The sequence below is a fragment of the Chloracidobacterium sp. genome (assembly GCA_016711345.1).
Classification (GTDB): Bacteria; Acidobacteriota; Blastocatellia; order Pyrinomonadales; family Pyrinomonadaceae; genus OLB17.
In genome coordinates this window covers 14,682-32,808 of sequence record JADJTD010000009.1, presented here as the reverse complement: position 1 = coordinate 32,808, position 18,127 = coordinate 14,682, and the positions used below count along the sequence as shown (strand labels likewise).

The following is an 18,127-nucleotide window of genomic DNA, read 5'->3' as shown; positions in this document are numbered from 1 at the left end:
ATAATCCACATAACCGGCTTGTTGCGTGCGGCTTCGAGTCGCCTTCGAGGGAACGCTTCAGCCGGTTTCTTTTGCCCTGATTGTGTGTCTTTTTGTTCAGATCTACACATTTTTTTTTTTTTTTTTTTTTTTTTTTTTTTTTTTTTTTTTTTTTTTTTTCTGTCAAAGACAATCGTCAAGTAGTGTGTGTGTAAATGCTCATTACAATAGACATAATTGGTTGCAAACGGGGACTAGGCACGTGAAAAGTAAACTCAATAAGATTTATGAATTACTCATGCGACCTAAACCCGGGATGAGATTGCAGCGCTACAGCAGGGTTGACTGACATAGCGCCTTTGCGAAGGAAGCCAGTCCAGAGGAAAAGCTTTGGCGCACGGCCATTACTTCGAGGATCGCTTATCAGTGCGTGGTAACAGTTCACAGCAAGTACCTGCTGAACGATGGTACGAGCGTGACGGGTTGTCCTCAAGCACAAAGGACGCCTGCTGTATAAAGGTAGGTTTGCGAATATGTAGCCAGCCTTGATAAAATCGAATGAGGAATAAGAAGAGGTGATCGACATGTCGATCACTCTTCTTGTTATAGATACACAACACTACACAGTTTGTATGATGGTTTTGTTGTACAAAATCAGACTTTAATCATACGACTGTAGTGGTATTTGTTACTGCTCGATCATCGTCTCATAGGCTGCCAGATCAGTGCCACGATCTTACGCTCCGTTTCAATCAGGATCAACGCTGCCTTCGCCCTGTGACCCAACAAAGCGGACCTCCGTTGCCGGCGACGTGGTCACGGCTCTAAGCGTCTCCAGATCATGTCGGCAACAAAGCCGTCGAGATTTCTCGACCGACTTTCCATCAATCCAGTCTACCTCTACCGTTTCGCCAAGCCGGTCGAGATTCGGCTCTATGGTGAAAGTGCCGATCCGGCGTGGTCCCAACGTACTTTTCAATAAAGACGAGCGTGTCAGGCCGATAGATGATGATTACAGCCTTGGCGAAAGTCATCGCCCCGTTGCGCTATGTATGGATAAGTAGGTGCCCTGGAGCGACTGCGAGGGCGATTATCAAAGTAAAACACCATGCCGTTCGCGTCATCTGTGGTAGACACAAGGGAACTCATCTCGCTTGCGTCTATTTCATTTCATCCACAGCCGGCGGCCAGGGCCATCAGCAGGAAAAGCGCGGCCTAGACTGCTTCATACAGCACCCCTTTTGCCTGAATCAATAGGAAGGTCACCATTTGCATAAAATCAAAAACATAGAAACATACCGACCTACCTTGTTTCATTGAAAATGGGCCGTTTCTGCAAGCCAGTTCAACACTCACTACGCTAAAGTTGCTGCAATGATTTTTCGCAGTCGGCTAAAAAGCGGTCACACAGGCCGCGATAGTGCTGCAAACGCCACTGACGTGGATAGCGGCGCTTCTCGGTTGTTCCACTAAAAACGGGTAGTACCGCCCAAGGGGTCGCATGGATTGCTGCAATGTCTCTGTCCACTTGCAGCAATCGTTCAGGCATGTTAGGCTGCCACCGTTCAGCTCAGCCCGCAGTTTTCGATCCGGCCTTCCAGTTCATCTTTTCGGTTGAGATGATCCTGCGGCGTCCGTCGATGCATATCAACTACCTCAGCGTGCCGGCGGCGCTGAAAACGGATCTGGCTCTCATCAACGATGTAGCCGACATGCTATTGGCGGCTACCGCTTCCGGAAATAGCCCGATCTGGCTCTCTAGTTTTTGCAAGGGCTTCGTTGTACTGTTGTTGCACTGCCTTCAATGACATACTCTCTCTGTCTATTTATTTTCGCTGCTGAACGAACAAGCTCAATACCTGCTGCTGTGTCACACCGGCTTCCTGCGCTGCGATGGCTGCCACCCAGGCCGTAAAAGAAGTCGGATCGATGCCGGCTTAGGCTAACTCTTGCCGCCAGTCGCCTATACTCACCTTCTCTTGATCCATCTCCGGCAGACTTGCGCGCCAACCGGCTGGCCTCTTCCACTGTGCGCGCTACGTCTGCTTCTTTCCATCAGCCGAGCTCTATGATGATGGTACGGTTGATTGTCTTTCCATCTTCCGCCAAAACATCTGTCACAGTTTGACGGAAACACCGGCGCCCGCCTCATCTGTAGAGCGTTCCCAAAGCTCCTCGGCGTCCCATTCCTTCTGCCGTATCTGGAGTTGGCGTTGCTTCCTGGCTCTTCTTCTGCCTTGCGCCTGCTCGCTTAGGTAGGTGTCATAGGCGCGGGCATGCTGGCCTGCCTAGGTTTTTCAAACACGGTGCCGGATGGCTTGCGGCCCCTTCGAGGTGCGGCCTTCGCTCCAGTTCTTCCAGGCGCCTGGGGGCGTTGATGGGTGTGCCGGACGGCGTCGTCTTTGATAATCCTTTTGACAGACGATAATTTCGGTAGGCATCGGCCAGCGATGCGCTCGTTGGGCTGCATGGGTAGGTAGTAGGTTTGAAAGATGAAGTAGGACGTATCAGTGTCCCGGCTGCCAGTCCCACAGGTTTGCTGTCATGGGGCCACCGATCCTCTTTCACCTTGCAGTGCTGGTAACATCCATTCTCCAGTCCGTAAAATAAAAAGGTGCGGATCTCAAGAAGATCCGCGCACCCGGCGCAATAAAATATTATTTTCAACAGATGACAGGTCAGCCTATGGCTATGCGTGCCACCGTCCACGGTGCCTTGCTGGCGCTTTGCGTTGCGGCACGATCACGCTCTGATTGTCACGAGCGCCGTCAAAAATTCGTCTAAAAACTCAGCCGGCGGCGTCTTTCTCTGTCATAACTGCATTAAAATGAATGTCAAGCGTGCTTGACGCACAACAGCATAGATTAGATCAGCTCGCCAACACCTGTGCAAAACACTTTTTTTTCTCAGTTTTTCAGCCATACCACCTACGCAACACTACTACGAATAGTAATTGTATCGAATTTCGGTGTGATTTGACGAAAAACGACGAAGAAAATGGGCCTTTCACGCTCCTCTTATGGGCTTTTGTTGGCGAGGTGCGGCTGGCCGCAACCGACCATCAACCGCCACTGCCCGCTCGACGGGTTGTGGGGCACGTAGCGCCGGCACGAGGCTCTGCGCAGCATGGCCCGACGGCGCCGCAGTGGGCATTGCTTACCACAGTGGTGGACACTCGCTAGGCTCGTTGTTGAGGTGATCTGGCGCTTAGGTGGCTCGTAAAGGTTGCCTGGAAAGTGTCCTTACCCATTGACCACCGCCCATTCGATTAATCGCTCTATACCCATTTCGTAGGCTGCCCAGCGCATACATGGATTGATCGTCACTTGCGGCGTTCAGGTGAAGATTATCCCTCTGGCCGCCTGCTGCTTCTCCGGGCTGCCACCTTTGGCCCGGAATAACTCAACTTTTCAAAGTCCCGGCGTCGGTCAGCGCCCCAGCGCTTAGGTGGGTCATTGTCTGGCCGTTCAGCAGGTGCCGGCGTCAAGCTGGCCAGCATGGAATCAATGTCGATTACCCAAGTAGATGGTGGGAATTTGCAAGATGCACGTGGATCACGTGCGTTATTCTATCTCTATTATTACGGTCGTGATCCACGTGCATCTTGATGCTTTTGACGATGCCGGGCTCGATAACAAGGGCAATTTCCCGCTTGACGACGGCGCCATTGGCGAGGCTTTGCAGCGCCGGCAGGATGATCCGGTTCAACCCTAGCGCCGCGCAGATGTCCCTAAATACTTCTTTGCCGTATTGATCGACACATCGGCGCCGGCCGCCAACAAATCAGCCACAAACCCGCCCATGTCGCTCACCCAGGTCAGCCGCCACCGCCAAAAGCGTCTCCATCGTGGCCGCCCGCTTTGCCGCCTGTTTGCTTTCTGCGGTCGGTCGGTCGGTCACGAGCTGGGACGGTCGCAGGCCCAGGATTGCCGGCTGAACATCTCAACCACCCGCCGCCCGGATTGACGGATAATGCGAACGATGGACCGCTTGCACGGCGGCCGCGTCTCTATGCTGGGCAATGAGGGCGCCGACTCGGTAATCGGCGCCGTCGATCTGCTCAACCATCAGCAGCTCCCCGCCAGCATTCTCGGCTTCATAGCCCACGGCCCGCCGGGTCAAGGTGGTGTCAATGCCAGGATAGAGCGCCGCCGCTTCGCTGAATAGCGCCGGTATCGATGGGGACCGCACTGGCCCGAATGGTCAAGCCGCTTTGCAGATCGTTACGCCCTTCCAGGGCATGATAATAAGCCACCTTAGCCGCTGGGAACGCCACCTCAATTATGGGCGCCAATGCGCCGCGACAATGATCGTGGTATCGCTTTCCCCGCCGGCATGGAGGAAACGCAATGTGGCGCCGGATGGCGTCAAGCCGGGCCGCCCGGCGAGCGTCGCGCCCGTCACCTTTGCCCAGGCATGGCGCTTTTGGCGTTGTTGTAGGTCACATCTGTGATCTCATTACCACTAGCAATCGCCACCTGTGGCGCCACAACCTGTAATGGGCCACATAGATCGGCCATCAGATCGGCGTCGGCTGTGGCATTCAAGATGATTGTAGGTCGTTGGTTTCATACCAGGCCGGCAAATGACCACGGCTATAGGTCAATTCCAGCCACTTGGCGACTGGTGAGCGAAACAAAGCGCCGCAGCCCGTTACCGGCTGCCCAGCGTTCAGGCGCCGCACATCTTCCAGACAATAGGCCGATCAACTTCTGTCCAAATTGTTGGGGTAAGTCGGCAACTGCGCCGGCGCCATTGACGTGGGCTGTGGCAGTCAAACAGCGCCCCTTGCACATGGGAACCATCACCCCGGGCGTCAACGTCGCGCAGGCCCGGAAAATAGCGTTCTGGCACAGCGTAGAAGGTCAGGCCAGCCCATCAGACAGGCCCGGCGCCGTCACATCTGCATCAGACCACGCAGCAAGCCCACAGTGGCCGCCGGCATTCCCCCTTGCTCTATCGCACTGGCCAGATCCCCCAGCAACACCCGCATACTGTCCACAAAGGTCTTATGGGTCAACTCATCAGCAATGACAATATCTTCATTCTCTGGATAGTTGCTGTGCAGATGTGCATGAACATAAGCGCAGTTTTTCCCGCTGCTTAAACTGTGCTTTATAGCCGGCGTCATGACACCAGGCCGCAGCCGGGCAATCCGGGCCAAAGCGGTTGACCAGGGCTATAGCCCTTGCAGATTGGGCATTGGCCGCGTCACTCTGTTGGCACATTTCTGGCGTATGGCCGTAGACGTGCCGGAAGCCGGTCAGCGTGCCGTCGGCTATCTTTTCGTCAATGGTGGCGTGATTGGGCAGAACAACAGCCACGGTTTGATCGTTCGTGGCCGCCCATGATAGGGGCGTTCATACTCAGACAGGGCCAGCAGATTGCCCGCCGTCACCAGCTCGGCAAACTTAGCGCCGCCCTCGGCAATGATAAAATCATCAATTCCCTTATGCTTGCCCAGTAATCCGGGCAGTAAGATCATGGCGTCGATACCGTGCGCTACCAACCGGCGCCCATTTTGACATCAGCCAGGGCGCCCGCCCGGTCATTATCAAAGGCCAGAATCACAGGCGACCACGTAACAAATCTACATAACTATCGTGCCAATCCTCTACACCACGCAAGCCCAGACAACCCACCTTAGCCAGAAGATTGGCTGCAATCGCTTTGAACTCGCCTTCTGTGAGCACCACCGGCCCAACCGACGGTAACAAATGAGCGCCATAAGGTAAGTTGATTCACGATCAACCACGGCCCTGCGTGGCGACGTGTAGCGCACTGGCTTACCACCCGCTGTATCGCGGGAGAGATTGACCGCGTCGTGATCGACCACGGCGCCGGCGTCATCTAAGTGGGGAAGACAATCTTCCCTTGATGACCACCCGCAAACATGGCGCCGTGACCAGTCAGCCAGTTATGATGTGCCGCCGGCAGGCCAGCTCATTCCGCTGCAGCCCGCTGCCCAGCGTCAAGGCCGGCGTACCATTGACGATAGAGGCCGGCGTCAAGATAGCCCAACCCAGCGCGCTCAATCGCAGCGACAGGCAGGCGCCGTACTGACTGTAAATATTTATAGGCGTGGGTGTATTCCATAGGGCGCTTTGGGCGAAGGTGGCCAGGTGGCCGTACAGATCGCGGATGGCATCGACGCGCCCCGGCTCGGTTGCACCCGGCTGCCAGGGCTTGACCGCGGGCGCCGTCGTTACGGACCAGGACAGGCCCAGCAGAGTAGCGGTAGGGATGCTATGCAGGCCGGGTAGCTTGCGCTCAAGCCTGACCAATAGGTCATCAAGATCGAACGATCTTTTTGCTTGGTTGTTATGCGAAATTTTCGTATCGCCCTGAGGTGTGGTAAAATGGGGAGAGGGATGCCCTCCTCCAGATCCGTGGAACGCTGGCCATCCGGCTGGCGTTTCGCGAAATTATCGAAATTTGTGTTATTATATAACATATGTCATAATTACCGATGTATATTTCTGAGAAAAATGACGATTTAGAAACGCCCTGCTGTTGCAAGCAAGGGCGTTTCGTTTTTATACGCTAACTCTCTAGCGCAACCTGAGTTGTACCAGGTGTATTTTTGAGCAATTCGGCCAAATGGCCACGCGCAGCAGCAAACAGGATTTGCGAGCGTGGTTGTCCGGTCAACTTAGCCGCACGATCCAAATCTGCACGCAGATCATGCGGTAGACGGACAGGGAAGTACCCCGTTTTTTCACTCCGATTTCCACAATTTGCTTTCATAGTCTGCTCCTCCTTGCATAGGTTTTCGCTTAAACTCTATTTTATCATCGTGTATACGTAAGTCCAAATTTCGGGATCGGGTTTTGCAACATTCACTGAAAAATATGTTACTTTATGTTACAACATGTGTTATAACATAAGTTATAATATAAAAGTGACTAAAAATAGATGTGGCCTGTATGATTGCAGGCCACATCCTTCGTATATTAATTTTGGCTGTAGAGGCTGGCGGTTGACCGGTTGATCATCCCTTGCGACCGGCTGGTGATAGCAGCATCAAGCTGCTCACGCACCGCGCCGGCTTCCTCGCTCTGCTACCATCTTCCCGTCAGGCCAGCTAGCAGGCAGGCAATAGCCAGCATGAGAAAGAAGGCGATCAACTCTACAATCACGGTCAATAGGCCCGGCCCCTTGCTGGGCGCCTGCGTGAAGATCACTTGCACATTTGGTCTGTCGTCCATCAATTTACCCTGCCTTTCAAACTCAACATATGCGAACGAAGGATCTCGTTTACCTCATTTGCGGCCCGCGTATACTTGTCGCCGCCGGCCACACCATAGACATCCTTGACAATCTTTGTGATTGATTCGCCTGCAATAAACAAGGAGATTACCCGCTCGGCGCGTGCCATGTCTGCCACTTCGGATGCCACTTCGGATGCCGTCTTGCTGCCACTTCGGATGCCGTCTTGCTGCCCGGTTTCGATAGCCGTCGAAGGGGCAAACGAAGGGGCAAACGAAGGGGCTTCTACCACTGGTAATTGGGCATTGTCGGCAACATACACGTTTTTACCCTCGAAACTACGTGCAACCAGTTCCAGATCCCCGGCTGTGCAATTTGGGACCGCCAACCTATGCATTTCGCCGCTCGGCGCCATCCATACGCATTGGCCGATTGTAAGCGTTTCGGCCATCCGGCCAAACTCAGTATTACCCGACTGCACCCGCGCCACGTCGCGCCGCGCTCGCATACTGATCATGCTCACGAACGAATTACGCACCGTGGTATCCATCACTCGGCCGTCAAAGTTCTGGCCGATGCACATCGCGTAGACACCCACTTTGCGCGTCTCCTGGCTGATTTGGCCTAACACATCACAAAGAACGCCGGCCACGTTGGAACGCTGGAACAATGCTGTAGTCTCATCTACAACCAAGATTAGCGGCCAGCGTTCTTTGTCCTGCCCAGCCAACCGGCGTTGTCCGATCTGGCCGATGTAGCGCAGCGCATCGACAATCTGCTTTTCTTCGCTGGCCACATCGCACAGCATGAGGCTACGCAGGGGTGCCAGGCTCGCTCCTAAGCTTTCTTCCCCGCTGGCGTAGTGCGGATCCACCACCACAAACCGGCCACCCTGCAAGGCTGATTGTGCGAGAATGGACCGAATCAGGGTGCTTTTGCCGGCGCCACTCTTACCACCAACCAAACTGCTATACAACTCTCTCCAGTCGGCGGTGACTTCCTGCCCATCTTCATCCAGGCTATAGCCCATCAAGAATCCTTTGCCGGGAAGCTGGCCAGCCTGGTACAGTTGCCAGAAGGTTGACGGTGTGGTTGTGGCCGCCGCCGTCATCGTTTGCCCATCGGCGCCGGTAATGTTCTGGTTGCTCTCCGGGCTGTAGTGGAACGTAGAGAGATTAGCCAAGTAGCTGGCTTGGTGGCTGTCAATGGCCCGGTGTGCGAATTCGGGTTGACGCAGCAGTGAGGCCGGAACGGGCAGCCGGCCCGCCTCATCTGGCGCAACGAACTCCGATGCACGCCGCTCGGTAATCGCCGCCATTCGCCACCAGCGCAGCAGCCACAGGCCGCCCACAATGCCGGGCACAATCAGCACAATGACGCATCCGGCAAAGACGACCAGCACAACCAAGATGATCGCGGGATTGCCCATCATGCCCCCGATGGCGGCCAGTGCGCTGCCTGCCATGCCGACTATTACCATAGCGCCCACAATGCCGATAAGCGCCCACTTAAAGCCCCGCTCTACAATCGCCATAGCATCACCGCCAATCTGCCAGGGCCAGCAACAGGCCACAGCAACAAAGCCCCGATACGATCACAGGAAACAAACAGCAACCCATCACCACAAGCGCCACAACCTTTAAGCCAAAGCGCTCCACAGCCTGCCCGCCATGCTTCAATAGTTGTTGCGTAATCATCGAAGCACCTCCGACAAAACAGAGATGATAAACCACAGGAAGGCGACAGGGATCCCCAGGCCCAGCACAATAGCCAGGATGCCGCACATCCCGCCGCGCCCGTGGCCGTTGTGACTGTGCGTCGTGTTGAATGAATCCGCTACGCTGATATGATTGGTTACATAGGTGTAACTGTTGCCGCTGTTGTTGGTGTAGCTGTTCTCATTGCCTTGAAACATATATCCTCCTATAGCCCGTTGGTCATTACGTAGGCTTCTAAACTGTCCGGCCCGCGCTTGGGCATGAACTTTGCGAAGCGCTGTTCCCAGTTCATGCGCCCTTCCAGGTAGAGACAATAGTCGGCAAAGTCCTGCTCAGCCGTCGCGCGCTCTGGCTTGGCCGGTGGCATCAGTGGCGTAAATTCGTTGCTCATCTATTCCCCCTCTGCCAGGCGTCGGCGCGCTTCTGATTCGCATTCCTGCGTTGTCTTACCCAAGGCCCAGCCACTTGCCAGCACACTGGCCAGCTTGAGCTTGAACGCTATTTCCTGATCAGCACTGGCAAACATCTTGCCCCACGTTGGCAGGCTATTGATTGCCTTTTGCCCCTCACTATCCCAGGTTGGAAAGGTCATAGCTGCACCACCTTGCGCGCCATGGCGCGGTGTGTGGCTCGGCTGCCGGCTGTGACTTGCCATAGATGGGCGGCGCTCACGATCAACGATAAAGTACAGAGGACAAAAACTGTGGACATTCAACACCTCACTTGTAGATAGGTGAGGCTGTAAATAAAAACAGCCACACCAACGAAAATAGTTTCTCGCTGATGGGCTGGTATAATTGCTTATAGCCTAGCCCGCTGGTCTGTTCAGCGAGTTATGGTTACGGGTGAGTAGGTGTTCACTGCACTTACTCACCCGGTTACATACAAGGTTACTGCGTGCGCTCTTTGCGCCTGTACTGCCGCTTCGATCTGCGGTCAATCACCGCTTGAATCTCCGCATTGCTCCAAAGATAATCGCCATTCGGTAAGCGCTCGGCTGGCCGTAACTCCGGGTACCTATGTAGGTAGGTCGTCAAGTAGTTGCGGGTCAATCCTATACGTGGCGCTACTTCTGCGGTGACTAACTTTCTTTCAGTCATCTTATCCTGTCCTCACTTGATTTGCATTTCCATAACTGCAATTGTATCATGATAGTGTAGGCCATGTCAATACGCAAATATTGCTTGTTGGGTGGGGCTACAACTGCACTGCAATTACAATGAAGGCATCAAACTACACTACATAGTATAGGGAACCTGTACCCTGTAGGGGCTGTTAGAAGGGGCCACACCATGCAACCACACTACACACCCACTGCCGCGGCTGCCTTGGTGGGCGTCTCGGTTTCTTCCCTGCGAAATTGGTGCCGTGACTTTGCCGACAACCTAAGCGAAGGGGCCAGGCCGCCGACAGGTACAGAGCGCAAGCTCACCGCCCAGGATATAGCCATACTGCAACGGGTCAAGGATCTGCGCGCCCAGGGCATGACGACAGACGACATAAAGTCGGCGCTACAAACTGAGGATGTAACTGCACTACAACCGCCCTACATTGACGTGCAACCTACAGCAGCATTGCAGCCTACACCCCCTGTAAAAGCCGTAGAAGGGCCACAACCGGTTGAGCTATACGCTACTGTCTTGCAGTCCGTGGGCGCACTACAGGCCCGCATGGATTCGCTACAGGCCCAGCAGGATAGCCAAGCACAAGCCGCAACCGGGCGCGTTACGCTCTTTGCCGTGGGCGTGTTGGTCGGGCTGGTGCTGGCGTTGATCGTGGTCGGTGTGTTGTGGCTGCTGCCTTAGCGCCCTTCCTCTACCTGTTGGAGCCGCGCCTCTAACTCTTTGACCTTTGCCGACAGGTGCTTAAAGCCCGCGGTCAATAACTCAATGTCACCCGGCGCGCCCACTTCCACCTGCCCGGCGTGAGCATTGCGAATGAACGTAGTGAGGTAGCTCCCCATCTTCTTGATACCGCCCGCCAACTCTACCAACTTGCCCGGAACATCAGCCGGAACATGAACCGACAATCTTGTCATCTCTTCCACAAATCACCATCCTAAAACTAAAATCACTATCACTATTGACGGTTACATGATAGCACTATTGCACCCCGAAATCAATAGGATAACGCACCATAGCGGCCACTTTGCCTATTGACTTATATCCATAAAGGTGTATAATAGGTTATGATATTAGTACTTATCAAAAGGTAAAAGGAGTGTAGAACCATGACGGAATTAGCGACGATCACCACCAACACGATCCAGCCTATCATCAACCTGGTATGCAATGCCGTGACCAGCGACCACACCAAGCGCGCTTACAGTCGGGCGCTAACTGACTTCATCGCATGGCATAGCACAACCGGCCAGGCAGGGTTTAGCAAGGCGACGGTGCAAGCCCATGTCACTGCGCTGCGTGATGCCGGCGTCAGTGCATCCAGTATTAACCAGCGGTTGACGGCGATCAGGAAGCTGGCCGTTGAACTGGCTGACAATGGCGTGATTGACCACAGTGCGGCCCAGGCGGTCGGGCGTGTAGAGGGCGTGCGCAAAGAGGGCAAGCGGTTAGGGAACTGGTTGACTAAGGAACAGGCGCAACAGTTGTTAGGGCTGCCCAATGTGGCGACGGTCAAGGGTCTACGCGATCGTGCGATACTGGCCGTTCTGTTGGGTTGTGGGTTGCGTCGTGAGGAATGCACCGGGTTAGCTGTCGGCAACATTCAGCAGCGCGAGGGGCGTTGGGTGATTGTTGACCTGGTAGGCAAGCGCAGTAAGACGCGGTCGGTGCCTATGCCGGCGTGGTGCAAGTACGCGATTGATGCTTACCTGTTGGCGGCCGGTGTTGCCGATGGCGTTCTGTTTCGGTCGGTGCGTCGTGGCGATCACATCACCGCCCAGGGCATGACAGCACAAGCAATCTTTGACGTGGTGAAAGACTACGCCGCGCTGATCGGTGTAGACGTGCGACCGCATGACTTGCGAAGAACCTTTGCCAAGCTGGCGCACAAGGGCAATGCACCCATTGAACAGATTCAACTATCCTTAGGACATAGCAGCGTGCAGACAACCGAACGGTATATTGGGGTGCAACAAGATTTGAGTAGCGCTCCGTGTGATGCCTTGGGCTTACGCATCTAACAGGAGGGATATAACCATGCTCAGTAAGAACGAATTGATCACCCAACTACGTGGCCGGCGTCGCAGTGTCGAAGCAGAGATTAAGCGAGTGCAGGAGGAAACACCTATCGACGCAACCAGGGCAGCCACCAACGACGGCTATCTGATGGCGCTGGAAGTGGAACGCGCCTTCCTTGCCGGCTTGCTAGATCAAAGCGAAAAGCGACAGTCAGGCGCCGAATTGTAACACCCTTACAGAGATCCTGTAACGTCAGCTACGCCAAATGTCGCTTTGTCTACCTACCCACACTGCGTTATAATCCACATAACCGGCTTGTTGCGTGCGGCTTCGGTCGCTTCGGGGGAACGCTTCAGCCGGTTTCTTTTTGCCCTGATTGTGTGTCTTTTTTAGTGAATCTACACACACATCGTAGAGCAATCGTCAAGTAGTGTGTGTGTAAATATGATACAATAGACACACATAGACCGATTGCAAACAGGGGACAGGCACAATGAAAAGTAAACTCAATAAGATTCGTGAATTACTCGCAGACCTAAACCGGGATGAGATTGCAGCGCTACAGCAGGAGTTGACCGACATAGCGCCCTTTGCGAAGGAAGCCAGTCCAGAGGAAAAGCTTTTGGCGCTGGCCATTACTTCGAGGATCGCTTATCAGTGCGTGGTAACAGTTCACAGCAGTACCTGTATGAACGATGGTACGAGCGTGACGGGTTGTCACTCAAGCACAAAGGACGCCTGCTGTATAAAGGTAGTTTGCAGGAATATGTAGCCAGCCTTGATAAAATCGAATGAGGAATAAGAAGAGGTGATCGACATGTCGATCACCTCTTCTTATTTATAGATACACAACACTACACTACAGTTGTATGATGGTTTTGTTGTACAAAATCAGACTTTAATCATACAACTGTAGTGTAGTGTTGTTACTGCTCGATCATCGTCTCATAGGCTGCCAAGATCGATGCCACGATCTTACGCTCCGTTTCAGTCAGGGTAACGCTGCCTTCGCCCTGTGACCCAACAAAGCGGACCTCCGTTGCCGGCGACGTGGCCACGGCTCTAAGCATCTCCAGATCCTTGTCAGCAACAAAGCCGTCAAATTTCTCGACCGACTTTCCATCAATCCAGTCTACCTCTACCGTTTCGCCAAGCCGGTCAAGATTCGGCTCTATGGTGAAAGTGCGATCCGGCGTGGTCACAACGTACTTTTCAATAAAGACGAGCGTGTCAGGCCGATAGATGATTTTTAGCCTTAGCCAAAAGTCATCGCCCCGTTGCGCTATGTATGGATAGAAGTAGGTGCCCTGGAGCGACTGCGAGCGATTATCAAAGTAAAACACCATGCCGTTCGCGTCATCTGTGGTAGACACAAGGGAACTCATCTCGCTTGCGTCTATTTCATTCCCACCACAGCCGGCGGCCAGGGCCATCAGCAGGAAAAGCGCGGCTAGATACTTCATACAGCACCCCTTTTGCCTGAATCAATAGGAAGGTCACCATTTGCATAAAATCGCAAAAACATAGAAACATACCGACCTACCTTGTTTCATTGAAAATAGGCCGGTTTCTGCAAGCCAGTTTCAACACTCACTACGCTAGAAGTTGCTGCAATGATTTTTCGCAGTCGGCTAAGCGGTCACACAGGCCGCGATAGTGCTGCAAAACGCCACTGACGTGGATAGCGGCGCTTCTCAGTTGTTCCACTAAAAACGGGTAGTACCGCCCAAGGGTCGCATGGATTGCTGCAATGTCGCTGTCCACTTGCAGCAATCGTTCAGGCATGTTAGGCTGCCACCGTTTCAGCTCAGCCCGCAGTTTTTCGATCTGGCCTTCCAGTTCATCTTTTCGGTTGAGATGATCCTGCAGCGTCCGTCGATGCATATCAACTACCTCAGCGTGCCGGCGGCGCTGAAAACGGATCTGGCTCTCATCAACGATGTAGCCGACTTGGCTATTGGCGGCTACCGCTTCGGAAATAGCCCGATCTAACTCCTGTAGTTTTGCAAGGGCTTCGTTGTACTGTTGTTGCACTGCCTTCAATGACATACTCTCTCCTGTCTATTTATTTGCTGCTGAACGAACAAGCTCTAATACATGCTGCTGCGTTACACCGGCTTCCTGCGCTGCGATGGCTGCCACCAAAAGGCCATAGAAGAAGTCCGGATCGATGCCGGCTTGGCTAACTCTTGCCGCCAGTCGCCTATACTCACCTTCTCTTGATCCATCTCGGCAGACTTGCGCCAACCGGCTGGCCTCTTCCACTGTGCGCTACGTCTGCTTCTTTCCAGTCAGCCGGCTCTATGATGATGGTACGGTTGATTGTCTTTCCATCTTCCGCCAAAACATCTGTCACAGTTTGACGAAACACCGGCGCCCGCCTCATCTGCTTAGAGCGTTCCCAAAGCTCCTCGGCGGCGTCCCATTCCTTCTGCCGTATCTGGAGTTGGCGTTGCTTCCACAGCTCTTCTTCTGCCTTGCGCGCCTGCTCGCTTAGATGGGTGTCATAGGCGCGGGCACGCGCTGGCCAGCCTATGCTATTTTCAAAGACGGTGCCGGATGGCTTGTGGCCCTTCGAGGTGCGGCCTTCGCTCCAGTTCTTCCAGGCGCCTGGGGCGTTGATGGGTGTGCCGGACGGCGTCGTCTTTGATAATCCTTTTGACAGACGGTAATTGCGGTAGGCATCGGCCAGCGTGCGCTCGTTGGGCTGCATGGGTAGGTAGTAGGTTTGAAAGATGTAGTAGGACGTATCAGTGTCCCACGGCTGCCGGTCCCACAGGTTTGCTGTCATGGGGCCACCGATCCTCTTTCACCTTGCAGTGCTGGTAACATATCCATTCTCCAGTCCGTAAAAGTAAAAAGGGTGCGGATCTCAAGAAGATCCGCGCACCCGGCGCAATAAAATATTATTTTCAACAGATGACAGGTCAGCCTATGGCTATGCGTGCCACCGTCCACGGTGCCTTGCTGGCGCTTTGCGTTGCGGCACGATCACGCTCTGATTGTCACGAGCGCCGTCAAGAAATTCGTCTAAAAACTCAGCCGGCGGCACGTCTTTCTCTGTCATAACTGCATTAAAATGAATGTCCAAGCGTGCTTGACGCACAACGGCATAGATTAGATCCAGAGCAGCATCACCCGTACAAAAAACCTTTTTTCTCAGTTTTTCAGCCATACACCACCTACGCAACACTACTACACGAATAGTAATTGTATCAATTTCGGTGTGATTTGACGAAAAACGACGAAGAAAATGGGCCTTTCACGCTCCTCTCGCGGGCTTTTCTGAGCTTGGTGTGGCTGGCCACCAGCCGGCCATCAACCGCCGCACCATGCGGGTTGTGGGGCACGTAGCGCCGGCGCAGGCTTTTGCGCAACATGGCCAGGCGGCGCGCTGTGGGGCATCTATAGGTTGTCATAGTGCCTTCACCGCCTCGTCATCCGCCAAGCGACAGGTGGTTGTGATGATCTGCGCAATGTCCGCTTGTTTGCGATAGTATTGCGCCCAAATGAGATTGTCAGCAAAGGGGATGTTAGCGCCCAACATATCGCTTAACTCTACCAGCTCGGCAAATTCCGACTCCGACAGGGTTAGGCGGCCGGTTAGTTCTGTCAGTCGATACCAGGCCAGCGCGGTCGGTTCCGGCATAGTCGGCGCTTGTTTCTGGCGCCCGGCCGGCGGTAGATAGAGCGGTGTATAGGCCCATTTGTTGAGGTCGTCATTACTCATAGATGGGTAGAGCTGCTCACGCACCCGGCGCCGCTGTTCGGTCAGGCGGGCGATCTTGCGCTCCAGTTGTGTGGTGTCAGCGCCCACGGTGGCGAGGTCGCAGGCCGTTTTCTCTGCTCTATTTTGCGCCCGTTCCAAGGTCCGTTCCCAGCGACAAAGGCCGCCGTTATAGGTCCGAAACTCCTGTCGGCGAAACTGTAGCACCTGAAAGGCGTGGGCTTCGATGATATGGATAGAGGGCGCCTTATGTTGACGATGGGACTCGATCAGGCCCATGTCACGCAACTTGCGAATGATCGTCGCCACCAGCGACTTGGTGAGGCCAAATGATTGGGTCAGTTCATCGACAGTTGTGCCGCTGCCGCCGGCGTTCAGCAACCCGTCAACGACCAGGATCCCACACGCTTGCAACCCGGGTAATAGGCTATCTAGGAAGGCATGGAACGTATCGTCGCCACCATCGCAGGAGGCCCGCCGCGCCGCTTGGCGTTGGTGACGGGACGTGCCACCACTGAACCCGTCGTCATTCATCCAGTGTAAAAAAGTTGATGTGATTAGATTTCCACCTTTAGCAGCACTAGAGACTGGTGTTACAAGTGGAAAAGTAATCATATCAACTTTGATCGATACATTCCAGGTATTTGGTTTGTCGGTTGGCTGGGCATCAAATAGCCAGGCATGGCGCCGTAAAACCGGCTCTACACTCTTGTGCGACTTGGCTTGCACGGTTTCGCCGTCCGTATTGACGCCGCGCACTACCCGGTAGGCGTTGATGCTAACGTTGTCGGTGCGACCGACTGCGCGCATGATCTGTAGAATCCGGGTGATGATTTGGCGGTCGGTTGAGGCCGTGCGATATTCCGGTTTGCCATTGCGTTGGGCTTTCAGTTCATCGGGAACAAACTGCCCTAAGTCGGTTGTGAGGATGGCATCGCACAGCGCAAGAAGGTCAACAGCCGGCGTAGGGCGCTCTATTTCGATGCCTTTGGCCAGCAACATGTCATGGGCCATTTCCACAAAGCGCCGCCCCTTGGGTGCCCGGCTCAGGCCCGTACACCATGCCCAGCATTCAAGGGCATCGCCGCCCCGACTGTCAGCGAACGAATAGAAAATATCGCCCTTGGGTTGAATGAGCAACCCACCGTTACCCAATACCCGGATCTCGCCGTTTGGCTCACTGCGCATTTCGCCCAGCCGGCCAAAGTGGCACAAGACTTCCAAAACCGTCCAGTGCTCTCGTACTCGGTCAGCCAGGCTATTCTGTGAATGCGTGCGTTCTGTGGGCTTAGTGGTGGCATCACCGATGGGTTGGGAGGTAGCAGGGCGCTTGGCCTTGTCGGCTTTGGTATCGGTCAATTCCTCGCCTGTCCAGGCTCGCCAAATGTCGGCAAGCTCGACAAAGGTCATCTCGATAGGCGCCCGCCCATTGTTTTGGTAGAGGGCGCCGGATGGGTGCGTACCCACAACCGCCGCCTGATTACCCGTAGATAGGAGTTCGGCAAAGGGTTGTTTCTCCTCCGGCCGGCGTGCTTTGGCCGCAACGGGGAGACGATCAGTTATGCGGATCGCCACCTTCCCCCGCTCTGGGGCGTTGTCGCGGTAGGAAATGAGCGAGTTTTTTAAAATGGGAAACGTGTCGAGAAGATGAGGAAAGCCGGTGTCAGTGTCGATCCAAACAGTGTTGTTACTGTGGGTGCCGGCATGAACGCCCGCATTGCCAGGGTGACGGCTGGCCTCTTCTGCGGTAAAAGGCCGGTTCTGCCACCCCTTTGTGAAGGGCACTTTGCCATTTAAGAGAGTGAAGGTAAAGCCCCAGGCCGCAAATGGGCAATCTGGATCGCTGTTCGCTCCGCTCAATATGCGAAGTTTTTATACTAGCGTCAGGTGTGTTAAAATGGGGAGAGGGATGCCCTCCCTCCAGATCCGTGGAACGCTGGCCATCCGGCTGGCGTTTCGCGAAATTATCGAAATTTGTGTTATTATATAACATATGTCATAATTACCGATGTATATTTCTGAGAAAAAACGACGATTTAGAAACGCCCTGCTGTCACGAGCAGGGCGCTTCGTTTTCTATGGCTACTGCGCTCTCTCCGCCGCAAATTGTTGCATGAACAGTTGAGCGCCTTCGAGTAGAATAGTTGTTCGCGAAATTCCGCGACTGGCCGAAAGACCGTCAATTTCAGCTTTCAGTTCATGAGGCAGGCGAAGGGCGATTTGTTCAGTATTCCGCGTGATGCCACCTCTGCGCCGCTGCACTTCAGTTCCCAGAATCATCATCTCGCTCATAATCTCCATCCTCTGTTGATCGGGTAGGTCTTACGCTCACAATATAATACCACCTGCATATG

The 18,127-nt window shown here is 54.2% G+C and carries 21 protein-coding genes; 6 read left to right on the top strand and 15 right to left on the bottom strand.

Annotated elements, in window-relative coordinates:
- Positions 1 to 727: 727 nt before the first annotated feature.
- Complete coding sequence (locus IPL32_19760; protein ID MBK8468057.1) at positions 728 to 946, bottom strand: hypothetical protein; 219 nt, start codon at positions 944 to 946, stop codon at positions 728 to 730.
- A gap of 580 nt (positions 947 to 1,526) precedes the next feature.
- Here IPL32_19760 and IPL32_19755 point away from each other — a divergent pair.
- From IPL32_19755 to IPL32_19745, 3 genes are all read left to right on the top strand, one after another.
- The gene (locus IPL32_19755) at positions 1,527 to 1,787 is read left to right on the top strand and encodes a hypothetical protein (GenBank protein ID MBK8468056.1); all 261 of its coding nucleotides are present in this window, start codon (positions 1,527 to 1,529) and stop codon (positions 1,785 to 1,787) included.
- Positions 1,788 to 3,537: 1,750 nt separating this feature from the next.
- The gene (locus IPL32_19750; protein MBK8468055.1) at positions 3,538 to 3,693 is read left to right on the top strand and encodes a hypothetical protein; all 156 of its coding nucleotides are present in this window, start codon (positions 3,538 to 3,540) and stop codon (positions 3,691 to 3,693) included.
- 267 nt (positions 3,694 to 3,960) lie between these two features.
- Positions 3,961 to 4,146 carry a hypothetical protein gene (locus tag IPL32_19745; GenBank protein ID MBK8468054.1) on the top strand — a complete coding sequence of 62 codons (186 nt, stop codon included), beginning with the start codon at positions 3,961 to 3,963 and terminating at the stop codon, positions 4,144 to 4,146.
- 730 nt (positions 4,147 to 4,876) lie between these two features.
- Here the strand turns inward: IPL32_19745 and IPL32_19740 are convergent.
- The 7 genes from IPL32_19740 to IPL32_19710 form a co-directional block, all read right to left on the bottom strand.
- Entirely contained in the window at positions 4,877 to 5,110 is a 234-nt protein-coding gene (locus tag IPL32_19740; GenBank protein MBK8468053.1) for a hypothetical protein, read from the bottom strand.
- Between the two features lie 147 nt (positions 5,111 to 5,257).
- Positions 5,258 to 5,464 carry a hypothetical protein gene (locus IPL32_19735; protein MBK8468052.1) on the bottom strand — a complete coding sequence of 69 codons (207 nt, stop codon included), beginning with the start codon at positions 5,462 to 5,464 and terminating at the stop codon, positions 5,258 to 5,260.
- Positions 5,465 to 7,040: 1,576 nt separating this feature from the next.
- Complete coding sequence (locus tag IPL32_19730) at positions 7,041 to 7,187, bottom strand: hypothetical protein (GenBank protein ID MBK8468051.1); 147 nt, start codon at positions 7,185 to 7,187, stop codon at positions 7,041 to 7,043.
- Entirely contained in the window at positions 7,187 to 8,722 is a 1,536-nt protein-coding gene (locus IPL32_19725; protein ID MBK8468050.1) for a hypothetical protein, read from the bottom strand. The genes IPL32_19730 and IPL32_19725 overlap by 1 nt, the downstream gene beginning before the upstream one ends.
- 159 nt (positions 8,723 to 8,881) lie before the next feature.
- On the bottom strand, positions 8,882 to 9,103 hold the full coding sequence (locus IPL32_19720; protein MBK8468049.1) for a hypothetical protein: 222 nt from the start codon (positions 9,101 to 9,103) through the stop codon (positions 8,882 to 8,884).
- Positions 9,104 to 9,111: 8 nt separating this feature from the next.
- A complete protein-coding gene (locus tag IPL32_19715) occupies positions 9,112 to 9,297 on the bottom strand; it encodes a hypothetical protein (GenBank protein ID MBK8468048.1) in 186 nt (61 codons plus the stop codon).
- Positions 9,298 to 9,498: a hypothetical protein gene (locus IPL32_19710; GenBank protein ID MBK8468047.1), complete on the bottom strand. Its 201-nt coding sequence runs from the start codon at positions 9,496 to 9,498 to the stop codon at positions 9,298 to 9,300.
- A 700-nt stretch (positions 9,499 to 10,198) separates the two neighbouring features.
- Here IPL32_19710 and IPL32_19705 point away from each other — a divergent pair.
- Positions 10,199 to 10,711, top strand: a complete 513-nt coding sequence (locus IPL32_19705) for a MerR family transcriptional regulator (GenBank protein ID MBK8468046.1) — start codon at positions 10,199 to 10,201, stop codon at positions 10,709 to 10,711.
- On the opposite strand, the gene IPL32_19700 is transcribed toward IPL32_19705, so the two are convergent.
- Positions 10,708 to 10,953, bottom strand: coding sequence for a hypothetical protein (locus IPL32_19700; GenBank protein MBK8468045.1), 246 nt, complete (start codon positions 10,951 to 10,953; stop codon positions 10,708 to 10,710). The genes IPL32_19705 and IPL32_19700 overlap by 4 nt on opposite strands.
- Before the next feature lie 183 nt (positions 10,954 to 11,136).
- Here IPL32_19700 and IPL32_19695 point away from each other — a divergent pair, with 183 nt between their 5' ends.
- Both IPL32_19695 and IPL32_19690 read left to right on the top strand, forming a co-directional pair.
- On the top strand, positions 11,137 to 12,048 hold the full coding sequence (locus IPL32_19695) for a tyrosine-type recombinase/integrase (GenBank protein MBK8468044.1): 912 nt from the start codon (positions 11,137 to 11,139) through the stop codon (positions 12,046 to 12,048).
- Between the two features lie 16 nt (positions 12,049 to 12,064).
- On the top strand, positions 12,065 to 12,274 hold the full coding sequence (locus tag IPL32_19690; GenBank protein ID MBK8468043.1) for a hypothetical protein: 210 nt from the start codon (positions 12,065 to 12,067) through the stop codon (positions 12,272 to 12,274).
- 698 nt (positions 12,275 to 12,972) lie between these two features.
- On the opposite strand, the gene IPL32_19685 is transcribed toward IPL32_19690, so the two are convergent.
- The 6 genes from IPL32_19685 to IPL32_19660 all read right to left on the bottom strand — a co-directional run bounded on the left by IPL32_19685 (position 12,973) and on the right by IPL32_19660 (position 18,065).
- A complete protein-coding gene (locus tag IPL32_19685; protein ID MBK8468042.1) occupies positions 12,973 to 13,509 on the bottom strand; it encodes a hypothetical protein in 537 nt (178 codons plus the stop codon).
- A 130-nt stretch (positions 13,510 to 13,639) separates the two neighbouring features.
- Positions 13,640 to 14,095, bottom strand: a complete 456-nt coding sequence (locus tag IPL32_19680) for a hypothetical protein (protein MBK8468041.1) — start codon at positions 14,093 to 14,095, stop codon at positions 13,640 to 13,642.
- Positions 14,096 to 14,255: 160 nt separating this feature from the next.
- Positions 14,256 to 14,837 carry a hypothetical protein gene (locus tag IPL32_19675; protein ID MBK8468040.1) on the bottom strand — a complete coding sequence of 194 codons (582 nt, stop codon included), beginning with the start codon at positions 14,835 to 14,837 and terminating at the stop codon, positions 14,256 to 14,258.
- 147 nt (positions 14,838 to 14,984) lie between these two features.
- Complete coding sequence (locus IPL32_19670; GenBank protein ID MBK8468039.1) at positions 14,985 to 15,221, bottom strand: hypothetical protein; 237 nt, start codon at positions 15,219 to 15,221, stop codon at positions 14,985 to 14,987.
- Between the two features lie 240 nt (positions 15,222 to 15,461).
- Complete coding sequence (locus IPL32_19665) at positions 15,462 to 17,633, bottom strand: winged helix-turn-helix transcriptional regulator (protein MBK8468038.1); 2,172 nt, start codon at positions 17,631 to 17,633, stop codon at positions 15,462 to 15,464.
- Between the two features lie 222 nt (positions 17,634 to 17,855).
- Positions 17,856 to 18,065, bottom strand: a complete 210-nt coding sequence (locus tag IPL32_19660; GenBank protein MBK8468037.1) for a hypothetical protein — start codon at positions 18,063 to 18,065, stop codon at positions 17,856 to 17,858.
- Positions 18,066 to 18,127 lie beyond the last annotated feature (62 nt).